This window comes from Lysobacterales bacterium (genome assembly GCA_016703225.1).
In the GTDB taxonomy this organism is placed as follows: Bacteria; Pseudomonadota; Gammaproteobacteria; order Xanthomonadales; family Ahniellaceae; genus JADKHK01.
Genome location: JADJCM010000003.1, coordinates 358,808 through 374,367, shown reverse-complemented (window position 1 = coordinate 374,367; position 15,560 = coordinate 358,808). Strand labels below are relative to the sequence as shown.

At 63.7% G+C, this 15,560-nt stretch carries 16 protein-coding genes and 1 tRNA gene; 3 read left to right on the top strand and 14 right to left on the bottom strand.

The features are described from left to right. Nucleotides 1-33: 33 nt before the first annotated feature. The 7 genes from recJ to IPG63_14770 all read right to left on the bottom strand — a co-directional run bounded on the left by recJ (nt 34) and on the right by IPG63_14770 (nt 8,970). A complete protein-coding gene (gene recJ / locus IPG63_14800) occupies nt 34-1,752 on the bottom strand; it encodes a single-stranded-DNA-specific exonuclease RecJ (protein ID MBK6728480.1) in 1,719 nt (572 codons plus the stop codon). After that, the gene (locus IPG63_14795; GenBank protein MBK6728479.1) at nt 1,749-2,645 is read right to left on the bottom strand and encodes a phosphoglycerate mutase; all 897 of its coding nucleotides are present in this window, start codon (nt 2,643-2,645) and stop codon (nt 1,749-1,751) included. Before IPG63_14795 ends, recJ begins: the two co-directional genes overlap by 4 nt. A 4-nt stretch (nt 2,646-2,649) precedes the next feature. Beyond that, entirely contained in the window at nt 2,650-3,126 is a 477-nt protein-coding gene (gene greA, locus IPG63_14790) for a transcription elongation factor GreA (protein ID MBK6728478.1), read from the bottom strand. Then, on the bottom strand, nt 3,123-6,350 hold the full coding sequence (gene carB / locus IPG63_14785; GenBank protein MBK6728477.1) for a carbamoyl-phosphate synthase large subunit: 3,228 nt from the start codon (nt 6,348-6,350) through the stop codon (nt 3,123-3,125). The genes greA and carB overlap by 4 nt, the downstream gene beginning before the upstream one ends. A gap of 119 nt (nt 6,351-6,469) precedes the next feature. After that, the gene (locus IPG63_14780; protein ID MBK6728476.1) at nt 6,470-6,922 is read right to left on the bottom strand and encodes a hypothetical protein; all 453 of its coding nucleotides are present in this window, start codon (nt 6,920-6,922) and stop codon (nt 6,470-6,472) included. 8 nt (nt 6,923-6,930) lie between these two features. After that, nucleotides 6,931-8,100 (bottom strand): glutamine-hydrolyzing carbamoyl-phosphate synthase small subunit, encoded by a 1,170-nt coding sequence (carA, locus tag IPG63_14775; GenBank protein ID MBK6728475.1) that lies wholly within the window; start codon nt 8,098-8,100, stop codon nt 6,931-6,933. 60 nt (nt 8,101-8,160) lie between these two features. After that, nucleotides 8,161-8,970: a 4-hydroxy-tetrahydrodipicolinate reductase gene (locus IPG63_14770; protein ID MBK6728474.1), complete on the bottom strand. Its 810-nt coding sequence runs from the start codon at nt 8,968-8,970 to the stop codon at nt 8,161-8,163. A 103-nt stretch (nt 8,971-9,073) separates the two neighbouring features. On the opposite strand from IPG63_14770, the gene IPG63_14765 reads away from it, so the two are divergent. After that, nucleotides 9,074-9,148, top strand: a tRNA-Val gene (locus IPG63_14765). A gap of 190 nt (nt 9,149-9,338) precedes the next feature. Here the strand turns inward: IPG63_14765 and IPG63_14760 are convergent. The 3 genes from IPG63_14760 to IPG63_14750 all read right to left on the bottom strand — a co-directional run bounded on the left by IPG63_14760 (nt 9,339) and on the right by IPG63_14750 (nt 11,300). Continuing rightward, nucleotides 9,339-10,214: a DUF1738 domain-containing protein gene (locus tag IPG63_14760; GenBank protein ID MBK6728473.1), complete on the bottom strand. Its 876-nt coding sequence runs from the start codon at nt 10,212-10,214 to the stop codon at nt 9,339-9,341. Between the two features lie 70 nt (nt 10,215-10,284). Beyond that, entirely contained in the window at nt 10,285-10,560 is a 276-nt protein-coding gene (locus IPG63_14755) for a hypothetical protein (protein ID MBK6728472.1), read from the bottom strand. A gap of 380 nt (nt 10,561-10,940) precedes the next feature. Continuing rightward, a complete protein-coding gene (locus tag IPG63_14750; protein MBK6728471.1) occupies nt 10,941-11,300 on the bottom strand; it encodes a helix-turn-helix transcriptional regulator in 360 nt (119 codons plus the stop codon). Nucleotides 11,301-11,476: 176 nt separating this feature from the next. On the opposite strand from IPG63_14750, the gene IPG63_14745 reads away from it, so the two are divergent. Together IPG63_14745 and IPG63_14740 are read left to right on the top strand one after the other, a co-directional pair. Next, the gene (locus tag IPG63_14745) at nt 11,477-12,523 is read left to right on the top strand and encodes a hypothetical protein (GenBank protein ID MBK6728470.1); all 1,047 of its coding nucleotides are present in this window, start codon (nt 11,477-11,479) and stop codon (nt 12,521-12,523) included. Then, nucleotides 12,514-12,960, top strand: a complete 447-nt coding sequence (locus IPG63_14740; GenBank protein MBK6728469.1) for a terminase small subunit — start codon at nt 12,514-12,516, stop codon at nt 12,958-12,960. Before IPG63_14745 ends, IPG63_14740 begins: the two co-directional genes overlap by 10 nt. A 150-nt stretch (nt 12,961-13,110) precedes the next feature. On the opposite strand, the gene IPG63_14735 is transcribed toward IPG63_14740, so the two are convergent. From IPG63_14735 to IPG63_14720, 4 genes are read right to left on the bottom strand one after another with little or no spacing between them, the layout of a single operon-like run. After that, complete coding sequence (locus IPG63_14735) at nt 13,111-14,571, bottom strand: AAA family ATPase (GenBank protein MBK6728468.1); 1,461 nt, start codon at nt 14,569-14,571, stop codon at nt 13,111-13,113. A gap of 1 nt (nt 14,572) precedes the next feature. Further along, nucleotides 14,573-15,118, bottom strand: coding sequence for a hypothetical protein (locus IPG63_14730; GenBank protein MBK6728467.1), 546 nt, complete (start codon nt 15,116-15,118; stop codon nt 14,573-14,575). Next, on the bottom strand, nt 15,111-15,329 hold the full coding sequence (locus tag IPG63_14725; protein MBK6728466.1) for a hypothetical protein: 219 nt from the start codon (nt 15,327-15,329) through the stop codon (nt 15,111-15,113). Before IPG63_14725 ends, IPG63_14730 begins: the two co-directional genes overlap by 8 nt. After that, nucleotides 15,322-15,558 carry a helix-turn-helix domain-containing protein gene (locus tag IPG63_14720; protein ID MBK6728465.1) on the bottom strand — a complete coding sequence of 79 codons (237 nt, stop codon included), beginning with the start codon at nt 15,556-15,558 and terminating at the stop codon, nt 15,322-15,324. The genes IPG63_14725 and IPG63_14720 overlap by 8 nt, the downstream gene beginning before the upstream one ends. Between the last annotated feature and the right edge of the window lie 2 nt (nt 15,559-15,560).

Sequence of the window (15,560 nt, the reverse complement as noted above, 5' to 3'; positions counted from 1 at the left end):
GAGCCGCCCGCGCGCCCGCGCTCGAACGCCGCGTCAAGCGGCTGCGAAATCCCGAATCAGCAGCTTCACCCGCCGCTCGCCGCGCCATTCGTCAACGATGGGCTGGAACACGGCGCCGATGCGACCGCTGGGCAGTTTCCCGGTGTAGGCGCCGAAGGCGATGGCATCGAACCCCAAGCCGCTCGGATCGAGCAGGCGCATCGCGACATGGCGCTCAGCGACGACGCGCGCCGAGCTGACCTCGAACTCCCCGTCGAACAGCGGTTCGGGGAATGCCTGGCCCCAGGGTCCGCCATCGCGCAACGCCTGGGCCAGGACGAGGTCGATCTGGTCGCCATCGAGCGCGCCATCGGTCCACACCTCGGCCGCCAGCAGCGCGGCGTCGATGCGTGCGTTCGCCAGTTCCTCGATCAGAACGCGGAAGCGCGGCAGATTCGCGGCGACCAGGCTCAGACCGGCAGCCATCGCATGGCCGCCGAAGCGCAGGATCAGGCCCGGTTCGTTCATGTCCAGCTCGGCGATCAGGTCGCGCAGGTGCACGCCGGGTACCGATCGCGCGGAGGCCTTCAGCTCGTCGCTGCCAGAGCTAGCCGCCGCGAACGCGAACACCGGGCGATGCACGCGCTCCTTGATTTTCGAAGCCACCAGACCAACGACACCGGCGTGCCAATCTGCTTCATGCAGGCACAGAACGGCCGGCAGTTCGCCATCCAGACGCAGACCGGCCACGGCCGCCTCCGCCTGCGCCACCATGTCCTGCTGCACGCCGCGGCGTTCCGAATTGATCGCATCGAGGCGTGCGGCCAGTTCGCGCGCCACCAGCGGATCGTCGGCGCAGAGGCAGGCGATGCCGAGGCTCATGTCCTCCAGTCGCCCGGCAGCGTTGACGCGCGGTCCGAGACTGAAGGCCAGATCGGTGGCGGTCAGATCGACCGCACGACGTTTGGAGACTTCGATCAGCGCGGCGACACCGGCGCTTGCCCGGCCCGCGCGGATGCGCTTCAGTCCGGCCGCGACCAGCACACGATTGTTGTGATCGAGCGCAACCAGGTCGGCGACGGTACCGAGCGCGACCAGATCCAGCAGGACCGCCAGATCCGGCTCCTCGCGCTGCGCAAACGCGCCCGCATCGCGCAGCGCCGCACGCAGTGCCAGCAGAAGATAGAACACGACCCCGACGCCCGCCAGGGCCTTGCTCGCAAAGCCATCGCCGCGCAGGTTCGGGTTGACGATCGCATCGGCCATCGGCAATTCCGCTGGTGGCAAATGGTGATCAGTGACCAGCACCGTGCAGCCCGCCGCCTTGGCCGCGCGCACGCCGGCCAGACAGGCGATGCCGCTGTCGACAGTGAGCAGCAGGTCGGGCGCACCGGCAGCGAGGATTTCCTCGACCAGCAACGGGGTCAGGCCATAACCGTGGATCGCGCGATTCGGCACCCGTACCTCGACACGGCGCGCGCCGAGCATGCGCAATCCGCGCCAGGCAACGGCTGCTCCGGTCGCTCCATCGCAGTCGAAGTCGCCAACGATCAGGATGCGCGCATCGGCGGCGATCGCGGCGCCGAGCAGCGCACAAGCCGCATCAAGTCCACCGAGACCCTGTGGGGCCAGCATGCGCGTAAGTCGCAGATCGAGTTCGTCGCCGGAAACCACGCCACGGGCTGCATAAACGCGCGCCAGCACCGGATGTAGTGCCGCGTCCGCAAGCAACGGCACATCGGGCACCATGCGGCGGCGCAGCTTTGCCATCATGGCGTCGCGCGACGCCAGAATCGCAGGCGATGCCAGGGCCGCCAGGCAAAGCGTTCGCCGCTTTCCAGTTGCAGCTGCAAGGACAGGTGTCGATCCAGCAGGCGCCCGAGCAACTCGACCGTTGCGTCGTCATCAGCGTCGCGCGCGTCGACCAGGATGCGGTCAGTCTCGCCGTTGGGGCGAGCGAGTGCCGGCACACCGGCCAGCGCCATGCAGGCGCGCAGCAGCGGGTCATGCGAATGCGCCGCTGCGATGGCGGTCCTCAGTGACCCCGGCGCAACGCCATCACCGTGCAGCCACAGACTATTGATCTCCGGCTGGCCGCGACTGCGGCGTGCACGATTGCAGGGGTGCTCATGCAAGGCCATCTGCAGTTCATTGAGCCAGCGCCGCGTCGCGCGGCCGGCATCACCGACAGGCAAGGCGGCGTCGATGTAGGCCCCGAGCACAAGCTCCGGGTCCTGGCCGCCGAGGCGCGGATGCGCGGCATCGGGGCGCACGTACCAGCGCTCGGGCGCGGCCGCATGCAAGACCCAGCCGGCATCGGCGAACAGCGGCTGCATCGTCGCGCAGAAATCGCGAACCTCATCCGCGCTCGGTGCCAGTGCGCCGCAGGCAAGCATGCGTACCCCCGCCGACTCGACGCGCAACATGCAGGGGTCGGCACGCAGCCAACGCCCGCCACAGTCATCGGGCGCATCCACGATTCGGGTCAGCGCCGCCGTCGGCAGTTCCGCTGGCAACCCGGTGAACACACCGCAGAGCAAGCCCCCGCAGCCCGGCTCGGCATCGGCGAGACGCGAGCCCTGCTCCAGCACTGCGCGCAACTTCGGCAGGCGTGCGGTCAGCGCACCCAGACGGCGCCGCGCCGGCAACCACAGCAGCGCCGGCACCGGACTACTCGTAGCGAACCGCCATGATCTCGAACTCGCGAATGCCGTTCGCGGCATGCAGTTCGACGGTGTCGCCCTCGCTCTTGCCGATCAGCACGCGCGCCATCGGCGAAGTCACCGAGATCAGCCGCTGCTTGATGTCGGCCTCGAGCTCGCCCACGATCTGGTAGGTGATCTGGTTGTTGTTGTGCAGTTCGAGCAGTTCGACCGTGGCTCCGAAAACGATGCGCGTCCCGGCCGACAGCTGGCTCACGTCGATCACTTCGGCAAACGAGAGCGCCGCTTCGAGTTCGTTGATGCGCCCTTCGGTGAAGCCCTGCTGCTCGCGCGCGGCGTGATACTCGGCATTTTCCTTGAGGTCGCCATGCGCGCGCGCTTCGGCGATCGCCAGGATGATGCGCGGCCGCTCAACCGACTTCAGCCGATCCAGTTCGTCGCGCAGGCGCTCGACGCCACGTTTGGTCAAAGGGGGTCTTCTCATGACTGCAGTTCCCGGTGGAGTTCCTGGAGCGAGCTGACCCGCTCCGAATCGCGATAGTCGAGCGAGTGCAGCAATGCGCGCGCGCCGGCGACGGTGGTCGAATAGGTGACGCGGTGCTGCAAGGCATCGCGGCGGATCGAGAACGAGTCAGCGATCGCCTGCTTGCCTTCGGTGGTGTTGATGATGAACACGATCCCGCCATTCTTGATCGCGTCGCCGATGTGCGGCCGGCCTTCGAGCACCTTGTTGATGCGCTCGCACGGAAAGCCCATGCCCCGCAGGTAGTCGCAGGTGCCACTGGTTGCGACCATCGTGAACCCGCGTCGCAACAATTCCTCGGCCACCGCTTCGACGCGCGGCTTGTCGGCGTCACGGACGCTGACGAAGACCTTGCCGAGCGGTGGCGCCTTGATGTTCGCGGCTTCGTGCGCCTTCGCGAACGCCTCGCCGAAATTGCGGCCGACGCCCATGACTTCGCCGGTCGAGCGCATTTCCGGGCCGAGGATCGGATCGACGTTCTGGAACTTCAGGAACGGAAAGATCGCCTCCTTGACCGAGTAGTAGCCGGGGATGATCTCGCGTGTTGCACCCTGCGCCGCCAGCGTCTGCCCAGCCATGCAGCGCGCGGCGATCTTGGCCAGCGGCATGCCGGTGGCCTTGGACACGAACGGCACCGTGCGCGAAGCGCGCGGATTCACTTCCAGCACGAAGATGGTCTCGCCCTGGATCGCGAACTGCGTGTTCATCAGCCCGACCACCTTGAGCGCGCGCGCCATCGCCTGCACCTGCTCGCGCAGACGATCCTGGATCGATGCGGACAGCGAATACGGCGGCAGCGAGCAGGAACTGTCGCCGGAATGCACGCCGGCCTCCTCGATGTGCTCCATGATGCCGCCGATCATGGTGGCGCCGGTGTGGTCGGCGATCAGATCGACATCGACCTCGACGGCGTTGTCGAGGAAGCGGTCGAGCAACACCGGCGACTCGTTCGACACCCGCACTGCCTCGGTGATATAGCGCTTCAGGTCGGCATCGCCATGCACGACCTCCATCGCCCGGCCGCCGAGCACATAACTCGGACGCACCACCAGCGGATAGCCGATCTCGCGCGCAAGCGCGAGCGCTTCATCCGGATTACGCGCGGTGCGGTTCGCCGGCTGCAGCAACCCGAGTTCGCTCACGAGTTTCTGGAAGCGCTCGCGGTCTTCGGCCAGGTCTATTGAGTCCGGCGAGGTGCCGATCACCGGCACGCCATTCGCCTCGAGCGCGCGCGCCAGCTTGAGCGGAGTCTGCCCGCCGTACTGGACGATCACGCCCTTGGGCCTTTCAAGGCCAACGATCTCAAGCACGTCTTCGAGCGTCAGCGGCTCGAAATAAAGGCGATCGGAGGTGTCGTAGTCGGTCGACACGGTCTCCGGATTGCAGTTGACCATGATCGTTTCATAGCCGTCGTCGCGCAGCGCCAGCGCCGCATGCACGCAGCAGTAGTCAAACTCGATGCCCTGGCCGATGCGATTCGGCCCGCCACCGAGCACGATGATCTTGTCGCGCTCTGTCGGCGCCGCCTCGCACTCTTCCTCATAGGTCGAGTACATGTACGCGGTATTGGTGGCAAATTCGGCGGCGCAGGAATCGACACGCTTGTAAACCGGGCGCACGTTCAAGGCGCGACGCAGGTGACGGATCGCGTCCTCGTTGGTGCCCACCAGTTGCGCCAGGCGCGCGTCCGAGAAACCGGCTCGCTTCAGCTCGCGCAGGCGCGTCGCGTCGAGCGCAGCCAGGCCGCGCTGCGCGACTGCGCCCTCCATCTGCACCAATTCCTCGATCTGGCGCAGGAACCAGTGGTCGATGAAGCTGAGCTCGTAGATCTGCTCGCGCGTCAGCCCGGCACGGAAGGCGTCGGCGACATAGAACACGCGGTCCGGTCCCGGCTCACGCACCTGGCGCTTCAATTCGATCAGCGCGTCCTCGCTGGAAAACTCGCTGCGCGTGGGATCGAGCCCGACCTTGCCGGTCTCCAATCCGCGCAGTGCCTTCTGCAGCGACTCCTGGAAATTGCGGCCCATGGCCATGACTTCACCGACCGACTTCATCTGCGTGGTCAGGCGCGAATCGGCGGCCGGAAACTTCTCGAACGCGAAGCGCGGGATCTTGGTCACGACGTAGTCGATCGCCGGCTCGAACGAGGCCGGCGTGAGACCGCCGGTGATGTCGTTGCGCAGTTCGTCGAGCGTGTAGCCAACCGCGAGCTTGGCGGCGATCTTGGCGATCGGGAAGCCGGTTGCCTTCGAGGCCAGCGCCGAAGAACGCGACACGCGCGGATTCATTTCGATGACGACGACGCGGCCGTTTTCGCTGTTCACGCCGAACTGGACGTTCGAACCACCGGTGTCGACACCGATCTTGCGCAGCACCGCGATCGAGGCGTCGCGCAGGCGCTGGTATTCCTTGTCGGTCAGGGTCTGCGCCGGCGCCACGGTGATCGAGTCGCCGGTGTGCACGCCCATCGGATCGAAGTTCTCGATCGAACAGACGATGATGCAGTTGTCCGCCTTGTCGCGGACCACTTCCATCTCGAATTCCTTCCAGCCGAGCACCGACTCCTCGACCAGCACTTCGCTGGTCGGCGAGAGCTCGAGACCGCGCTTGATGATCTCGACGAATTCTTCGCGGTTGTAGGCGATGCCACCGCCGGAACCGCCCAGCGTGAAACTGGGGCGGATGATGGTCGGGTAGCCGACGCGGGTCTGGATGTCGAGCGCCTGCTCGAGCGTGCGCGCCACTTCCGCCTTCGGGCACTCGAGGCCGATGTCGAGCATGGCGCGGCGGAACAGTTCACGGTCCTCGGCCATGCGGATGGCGTCGCGCGAGGCGCCAATCATCTCGACGCCGTATTTTTCCAGGACCCCGTGGTCGGCGAGATCGAGCGCGGTGTTCAGCGCGGTTTGGCCACCCATCGTCGGCAACACCGCGTCCGGGCGTTCCTTGGCAATGATGCGTTCGATGGTGCGCCAGGTGATCGGCTCGATGTAGACCGCGTCCGCCATCTCGGGGTCAGTCATGATCGTGGCCGGATTCGAGTTCACCAGCACGACGCGATAACCCTCGGCCTTCAGCGCCTTGCATGCCTGTGCGCCGGAGTAGTCGAACTCGCAGGCCTGGCCGATGACGATCGGACCGGCGCCGATGATCAGGATGGTCTTGAGGTCGGAACGCTTGGGCATGGACACCTCGGCCCCGCACTCGCGTGCGGAACGATTCGATGGTTTGGGAGTGCGCGGATTCTAGCCGGTTCGCGCGCGCGAATCGCGCCAGCACGCGGACTGCCTGCACCCGGCCAGAGTCAGTCCTTGACCTGCACTTCGACGACGGTGCTGCGTGGAATGTCGATTTCCATGGAGAAGCCGCGACTCACGTCGGCGATGATCAAGCCGGCACGGTTGAACCGTTTCAGTGTGCCCTTGCGCGTGGTGCGCATGTTGGTCTTGATCTGGATCGCCTTGCCGACGTATTGCTCCAGCTCGTCGAACGCGACTACACGCGGACCGGCGGCATGCAGCGGATCGAAAGCGGCTTGGGCCGGTGCGGCGGCGGCAGGGCTTGTCGCGACCACCGGCGCCTTGGCCGGCACCGGCGCCACCGGCGCCTTGGCCGGAACTGCCGCAGCGGGTGCCGGCGCCGCCTTGGTCGTAGCCGGTACCGGAGAATTGAGCGGATCGAACACCGGCTTCGCAACCGCGGCAGCAGGCGCCGCGAGCACGGCGATCAGACAGAAGCGAAATGACACACGCGACATGGCCGTCCTCAAGCAGACACTGCCTGTTCCGAAGCACGAATCACGCCACGCGCTGCATGCATCGCCCGCACAAACGGGGCAAACACGCCGGCGACATCGTGCGGACCGGGGCTCGCCTCCGGATGACCCTGAAAACCGTAGGCCGGCGCGTCGGTCAACGCGATGCCCTGCAGCGAGCCATCGAACAGGGAGCGGTGCGTTGCCCGTACATTCGTTGGCAGCGTCGCTTCGTCCACCGCGAAGCCGTGGTTCTGCGACGAGATCATGACCCGCCCTGTATCGAGGTCGATCACCGGATGGTTGGCACCATGGTGGCCGAACTTCATCTTCAGGGTCTTCGCACCCGCGGCCAACCCAAGCAGTTGATGGCCGAGGCAGATGCCGAAGGTCGGAACGCGCGCGGCGATGAACTCGCGGATCGCCGCGATCGCGTAGTCGCAGGGCTCCGGGTCGCCCGGACCGTTCGACAGGAACACGCCGTCCGGTTTCAGGGCGAACACGTCGCGCGCCGGTGTCTGCGCCGGCACCACGGTGACGCGGCAGCCGCGATCGACCAGCATGCGCAGAATGTTGTGCTTGAGCCCGAAGTCGTAGGCGACCACGTGCAACTCGCCGCAATCCCTGGTCGAGACCCCACGATCGAGGTCGAAACTGCCCTGTTCCCAGCCATAGGACTGGCACGTGCTCACTACCTTGGCCAGATCCATGCCCTTCAGCCCCGGGAAGGCGCGTGCCGAGGCCAACGCGGCTTCAACGTCGCCTGCTTCGTCGCCGGCCACGATGCAACCGGACTGTGCCCCGCTTTGACGCAGGATGCGCGTCAACCGACGCGTGTCGATCTCGGCGATGGCGATGATGCCGTGCCGGCTCAGGTACTCCGGCAGCGAGATCTCGCTGCGCCAGTGATCGCTTCGCCGGGTTGCGCTGCGCACGACCAATCCAGCGGCATGCACGCCATTCGACTCGACATCGGCGGCATTGCAGCCGGTATTGCCGATGTGCGGATAGGTCAGGGTCACAATCTGACGGCTGTAGGACGGATCGGTCAGGATTTCCTGATAGCCGGTCATGGCCGTGTTGAACACGACCTCGCCGGTGGTTTGGCCCTCGGCACCGATCGAGGTACCACGAAACACGCTGCCGTCCGCGAGGGCCAGCAGTGCAGGAAGACTGTGCATGAAAACGCTCCGAGATGGGCGGACGCCGCGAGCGGGCCGGGATTCTAGCAGCCCACGACCTCAATCCGGCGCGGCGGCGGCCACGGCTTGGTCCAGCGTGGACTTGCCCGCAGATCGCCCGACGATCCATCGCGCCGCGAGCAAGGCGCCGCGCGCGAACAGTGCGCGCGTACCCGCGCGGTGGGTGAGCTCCAGTCGCTCGCCGTCGCCGGCAAACAACACGGTGTGATCGCCGACGACATCGCCACCACGCACGCTCGCGAAGCCGATCTCACCGCGACGGCGCTGCGTATCCTTGCCATGCCGGACGAAAGCGCCGACCTCGTCGAGACTGCGGCCACGGCAATCGGCGATGGCGCGCCCCAGAGCCAGGGCGGTGCCAGAGGGAGCATCTCGCTTCAAGCGGTGGTGCGCCTCGATGATCTCGATGTCGAAATCCTCACCCAGCAGGCTCGCAGCTTCCAGCGCCAACCTCCGCAACAGCGCTACACCGATGCTGAAGTTGGCCGACCACAGCACCGGAATGCGCTGCGCCGCCGACTCCAGTTCGTCGTGCTGCGCATCGCTCAGACCCGTGGTTCCGCTGACGAAGGCCATCTCGCGCTCCACCGCGAGCGCGAGCGCGGCGTCAAAACTGGCGGGGCTCGAAAAGTCAACCAGCACTTCGCCCTGCTGCTCGGGTTCCAGCGTGCGCTCGTAGACAAGGGACGACGTCCGGCCCGGCCACACCGGCTCTCCATCCAGCACCGAACCCGGTCGCACCAGCGCCGATACCACACTGATGCCAGGCTCGTTGGGGACAAGGCGCAGAATTTCCTGGCCCATGCGGCCGGAAGCTCCAAACAGGACGATGCGGGTCGCGGCGGTCATGTGCTTATGCTAATCGCTCGCATCTCCGACCGAAAGGTTCATCCGGTTGACCGTCGCAGCGCCGGCCCGTATAGTCCGCGCCCCGAAATCGGGCATCCCATTCGGGCGGTTAGCTCAGCGGTAGAGCACTGCTTTCACACGGCAGGGGTCACAGGTTCGAACCCTGTACCGCCCACCAATAAGATCAAAGGGTTACGAGCAATCGTAGCCCTTTTTTCTTGGCGCTCGAAAAGCCCGTGGTCCACATGTGGTCCAGTGTTCTTGCGACGGGATGAAGCCGGTTGGCCGTGGTCTAGCGGAAGCCTTCGCAGGGCTTCCAATGACGCGCGACGGTTCAACAATGAAGCGGCGAAGCCGCGAGCGCAACTTTAGGCGGCAGCGACAGCACAGGCCGCGTCGCGGACGCCTTGAAGGTAGTCGGCCGCCTGCTGTGCCTTGGTGGCGGCCACGAAGATGGCTCGGGAGTCATGCTCTAGCAACGCCACCCATTGGCCGATGTACTCCGCGTGTTGCAGCCGACCGTCCACCCGGCAGTCGGCGCAGAGGAAGGCAGAGCCAAGTTCCGCGACAAGCTCTTCGGCCGCGTAGGCGCGATCACCGAAACGCTTGCCGAACTCTCGATTGCACCGGCCAGCGCGGCCTGTCCAGTGAACCAGTTCATGCAGTGCCGTGGCGTAGTATGCGCCCGCATCCTCGAACGCCTTTGGCTCAGGCAACTGGATCGAGTCGGTCGCCGGACGATAGTAGGCCCGGTTTCCCCCATGCCGGATCATTGCGCCTGACAGGCGCAGCAGGCTTTCTGCTCGTTCATTTGCATCTTCAGGTACGTGGCTGTTGTCCTGTGCGTCCAGCCGCAAGCCATCGATCTGAGCGACGCTAAACACGGTGTAGACGCGGATGATCGGGGAGCGCGCCCCGCTGCCATTCGCGCACTCCACATCCTGAGCTTCTGAGCCCGGCTCGCGTCGCTGGTAGAAGATGACGGGAACGCCTCTCTCGCCGCGTCTGACATGCGCTCCTAGCGAAGCGGCTTGGCGGTAGGTTAGCCAGCGATTTGACGAATAGCCGGCTTCCTCCGCGAGCAGGTGCAGCATGAAGGCATTGATGCCTCGATAGGGGCGGTTCGTGGTCATGTTGCACGGAATCGGATCGGCAACGGTGCGCCAAGGGCGGACCCAAGGGGCGACGCCTGAAGACAGCTTGTCCAGAATGGTCTGCGTAATGCGCTGATAGATGGTGCTCATTTCGGGGCTCCAAGAAATGAAAAAGCCCGCGTTGCGCGGGCTCGGTGGATGAGGTTTGGTGAGGGGCCGATCAGTGCCGGATATGCAGTAGTCCGGGGTAATACGTACTGCCTCGCGCATAGCCGAAGACTCTGCGGGCGAGACTCGTGGATACGCTGGTGAGAAGTCCTGCGATGGTGGCCGCCATGACTCCCGTGAACGTTCCCCAATGAAGGAGCAACGTCGCCGAGGCCACTGACAAGTCCAGCAGCAGCGGCCTGCCCAGCAAGCGAAGCTGCCAGTGCCGAGACAACTTGAAGAAGATCAGCAGGACGCTGAGGAAGACGAAGATGCCCGATGCGATCATGGTGGTTTCCTTCTGCATGCGCGGGAGTGCGCACGCGCAGCGGGCATCTGGCGCGTAGCGCCGGGGAACATTGGATGTGGCGTCGGGCTGCTACGTTCTCAGAACAAGAACACCGAGCCTTGCGGGATGGTAGGTGCTGTCAAGGGCGGTCGAAGACCGGCAGAGCGAACCCTTGACAGCCTATGCGCTGCCAAACGATGAAGTCTGGTCGAAGCTGACGGAGGAAGGCTTCGACCATGGAGAACCGCAATTTGACGTTGCGTCCTCGGACGACGCTCGGATGGGGCCCCTTCGGGCCGACAGGAAACCGAATCCGAAGTGGCCTCCGGCATTCCCATAGACGGGGGTGGGGGTACCTCGCGGTTACGGAAATCCGCCGCTCAGACTTCGCGGTCGCGCAGGTGATTGCAGGTCCGCTTGATGAGGTCGAGCACGAAGGTTCGGTCGGTCTCATCAAGATCAGCAAGCCACGCGCTGAGTGTGGAGGCTTGATCGTCAGGTTGTGCCGAGCTTTCGGCCAACAGTTCTCCGACGCCAACCCGCAGGGACCTGCTGATCTTGTCCAAGGTCAGCAGAGATGGAAGCGTCGCGCCCCGCTCGAAACGGGAGATCGTCTCGGTGTCTACGCCCACCCGCTCAGCAAGGTCGGATTGGGTCCACTCCCTCGCCTTGCGCAGGGCGGCGATGTTCGCCCCAAGGCGGCGCGCTATCGAAGTTCCTGATTGCCTTGACCCGACCATATCTGTCGCCCCTAAAATCGACAGAAATGGTTGTCTCGACAGGCTTTTCGGGACAGAATCCTATCTGTTGCCTGTCAACACATAATGTTGATGTCCGGCCAGTTCCGGCGTGGACAAGCTGTGGTGATAGCAGGCCCACCTAGCTGGCCGCTGCCGGTCGTGACCGAACAGTAGCGGTGTCGAACATCCCACAGGAGCGCATTGCAATGGCATGGAGCACTCTGCGAGACCTTTTCGGACGTAGGCATGCCGACCAGTGGGCCTACAAGGCAGCGGCGGAAGAAATCCAATCCGGGCATATCCGGGACGGCCTCATGCTCAAGGCGGCGGCGCATGCGGCGGGTGATGCTGCACGAACAAAAGCTGTCTATCTCAAGTTTTTGGCGGAGCAGATTGTCGAAGATGCTGTCAAGGGTAAATTCAAGCAGCAAGCAGAAAACATGGCCGAGCAAGCCAAACTTTTAGCTGCCAAGGCCTACGACGACGGCAAGAAGATAAGCCTTCCTGCTGCGAGCGCAGCAAGAAAATGGAGCGACGCATTTGCACGCAATCTGGCTACCGGCCTCGTCCTTTCGCTGGTGGTTGCATGGTACTTGACCTATCTAGGGGGCTCAGACGGGAGGTCCGGGCTGCTGGGCTTCGTCGGGGCCAATCTCTTCTCGGGCTACGTGTGGGGAACGGTCCTCGGCCGCGCGATTCCCATTGCACTCGTGATCGTGCCGACACTTGCGGTCCTCATGTGTTTCGAGTTCATGAGGCGCGAGAGCGGATTCGCGTGGCTGATCCTACTCATTCCCATCGGATTGACGACCTTCGGGCTTTGGAAGAATCAGCAGGCATTGGTTGCCTACCAAACCAGTGCATACGATAGGGCGCTACGGGCCTATGAACGGCAGATTCCCCAGATCAATCCGGACTCTCCGCACTTCGACAAAGCACTGACCGATCAAGTAGCCGCCCGGATGCAAGAGTACAAGCGAGCAGGCCACACAACGGAGAGGTCTTTGGAACTCGCAGTGTTTGCGGTGTTTTCACCTCCCGCTGCTTCCTCGACTGCTTCGACAACTGGACAAAGATCAGTTCTGCCTTCATCGCCAGAACCGTCAGAGAACTGCCAGCGCATCTACTGGCAAACCGTTAACGCGGCACCGCAAGATATGCCACTTGGGCAGTATGTCGAGCTAGAAAGGCAGGCCAAAGATCAGCTTTCCAGATGCAGGTAGCTTTCAGCCGTATGAATCCGGGAATTTCAAAACGCCAAGCGCAATTCGTAGACGAGTACGCGATCAGCCGGAACGGCGCAGGGGCGGCGGTACGTGCCGGCTACTCCAAGCGTTCCGCAAAGGTGACGGCGGCAAGGCTGCTAACCAATGCTAACGTTCGGGCTGCACTGACAGTGCGTGAGGCCGAGAACGCTCGGGCGCTGAATGTCACTCGTGAACGGGTACTTGCCGAGGTGCAGAACGCCATCGCGCTTGCCGCCGAGAAAGCCGATGCCATGGCGATGATCGCTGGTTGGCGCGAGGTGGCGAAGATGTGTGGCTTCTACGCGCCGCAGCCGCAGCGCGTCACACTGTCCGCCGACGGCGCGGCCTACTTGGAGAAGCTGCACGCCATGAGCGATGAAGAATTGGCCGCCTTCGATGGCGGCCATCCCTAGTAGTAGGGGGATCGGCCGATAACAGTCTGATTCAAAAAGGAATTTCAGGCTTCATCGTTCGATGGGTGTCGAGCGCAAGTACTTGAATTGAAAGGTCCGTTCGTTCGATAGGCTCGTAACGCAAGGATATCGAGCCACCGAGCTATCGGCCTACGGCTTGGCGTTGGGCGGACTGCCGGCGAGCGGAACGAGGTGGCGCGCTCGTCCTTGCTTCCGCAGACTCCCCGCCGCGATCAGGTGCTTGACCGCCTCCCGCACTTTGAGCTTCCCGGCCGAAAGACGGCCGTTCTCGCCACCGAACGCATTCTCGATCCCGTTGGCCGAATAGGTGTGACCCGCCTGCGTCTCGTCGCGGATCAATTGAAGCAGTCGATCTTCAAGTGTCACGGGCACACCGGCAGCACGGAGGCTCGTCAGATAGCCGTTCGGCTTGCGGATCAGGATTTCCGGATCAATGGGCGGGCCATAGTTGCTCTTGGTCAGTTCCGCATTGAGATAGCGCTTGCTCACGTCCAGTCCTTGCAGCGTCTTCTTCGGCACCGCAGAGAGGTTCAACTGCCAGCGCACGCCATCGGTCATGGCGCTGGAACCGCGCGTGGCAGCCTGACCCCGCACACCCGTCGTTTCATTCATGCTTAACTTGTTGGCATGGTGGCAGACCAGAACAGTCGCGCCCGTCGCTTGACGCAGACGCTCCAACTGCTCGATGAACCGCGTAACGTCGTCGGCTGAGTTTTCGTTGCCACCGCGAAAGCGGGACGCGGGGTCGATCACGATGAGCTTCAGATCGGGAATGCCTGCGACCGTCATCAGCAGGCGATCCACGTAGTCTGTTGCTTCTACGTCTCCGTGACGCGGAGCACGCGTCATCAAATTGTTGGCAGCCATCAGCGACCTTACCAACAGCTTCTGTTCCAGATCAGAAACCATTCCCGGATTTGTGGGGCCAAGTTCCGTAATGATGCGATGCAGCCGACGACTTACCTCATCCATCTCGTCTTCGGCCAGAAGCAGCAGTGCTTTTCCTTGTTCGCTGGGTTGCCACAGGCCGCAAAGCGGGATTCCAGTCGCGACAGCCACGCCGAGTTGCAGCACGAACTGACTCTTTCCGGTGCCCCCCGGGGCGACGATCATGCCGACGATCCCCATGGGCAGCATGTCTTGCAACAGCCAACGTCGAGCAGGCGGACTTGTGCGCAGCCAGTGGCTGATGTCAGCTTCGGCAATGTCAAACAGCGGTGTTAGCTGCCCCTTGTGGCGTTCGGGATGATTGCGCGCATCGGTCCTTGCGAGGCTCTCCACGGTGCTACGCACCTTATCCGCGTCGAGCGGCGGATTCTGGCGAGCGTTCCAGTCAAGCGCGATTCGCTCCACCTCAGCGATGTCCAGTCCTTTGGAGATCAAACGCCCGACAAGCTTGGTCAGCGCGCCCGTGCGCTCACCATCCGGGTGGCTGTGCAGTAGCGGGCTTCCCGCTGCCCCGGTGATACGGGACGAATGAAAGTTGGCGTGAGACGACGGCGGAACTGTCGATGCGACCAAACGCAGACCCGCTTTCAACGCGGCGGCAGAGTAGCGTTGTCCCGGATCGGTAAGCTTGATCGGCAGCATGTCAGTTTCCCATTCCAAGGTGCATGCGCGTCATGAAAGGGATGCTGTTCTTCTTCTGATGGTAGAAGCCCGGCAAGCGCATGATGCGCGAAACATCGCCTACGGAGGTGTCACCTTCGAACCGGTCCGCGAGCGAACGCTGCAACGCCGGAAACTCGTCGAGCGAGGCCCCAGCCTCCGCCAACCAGTAGGCGTGCCACTTTCCCGCGCTGCTCTCCACGATGATGTGCGGTGGCAGTTCGGCCGTAAGCACCGGATCGATGCCCGGTTTGTCGAGGTCAATGAAGTGCGCGCGTACGCGCACTACGTTCTCTGCCTTCCTGCCTTTCTGATCACCAGCATTCACCATGAAGAAGACCCCGGCACCAGCCTGATTGGCCGCCGTGAGTTGGGCAGCCAGTTCATCAATCGATCCGTGAAAAATCGTGCGCGCAATCCGGCAACCTTCCTTTTCGGGGAGTACCTGAAAAGTGAAGCTGGCGGGGTCAGAGTCGAACATGGCGAGGAACTGGCGCGCATGTTCGATATCGGGACGAAGATCAGTCATCGCTGCCTTCCTCCGCCATCCATGCTCCCGTATCGTCCGGAACGAAAGTCAAGGCCATGGACGAAACATTGCCATCCCTGTCAGTGCACAAAAGGCTGCCAATGACGATCCAGCCGCCCGGAGCGCGGATGCGAAAAATGCGCCCGCTACGATCCGGAAGGTTAGCGATATGCTCCGCAGTGACTTTCTCCTTGCGCTGACCGTTAGCCATGGCCCACCTCCTGGCGGACGGACAGGTCGCAACGGTTCTGCGCCAGCCACGTGTCAAGATCGTCTTTCAGGTAGACGATCTTCCGGCCAAGGCGGACGAAGGGCGGAGGCGGCATGCGGCCGTCGCGGCGACCATCGCAACGGCCGTGACGCAGGGTCGAGCGGGAGATTCCCAGATAGGCGGCAGCCTGTTCTTCCGTCATTCCACGCACAAGTTCAGTGGTCTGCATGA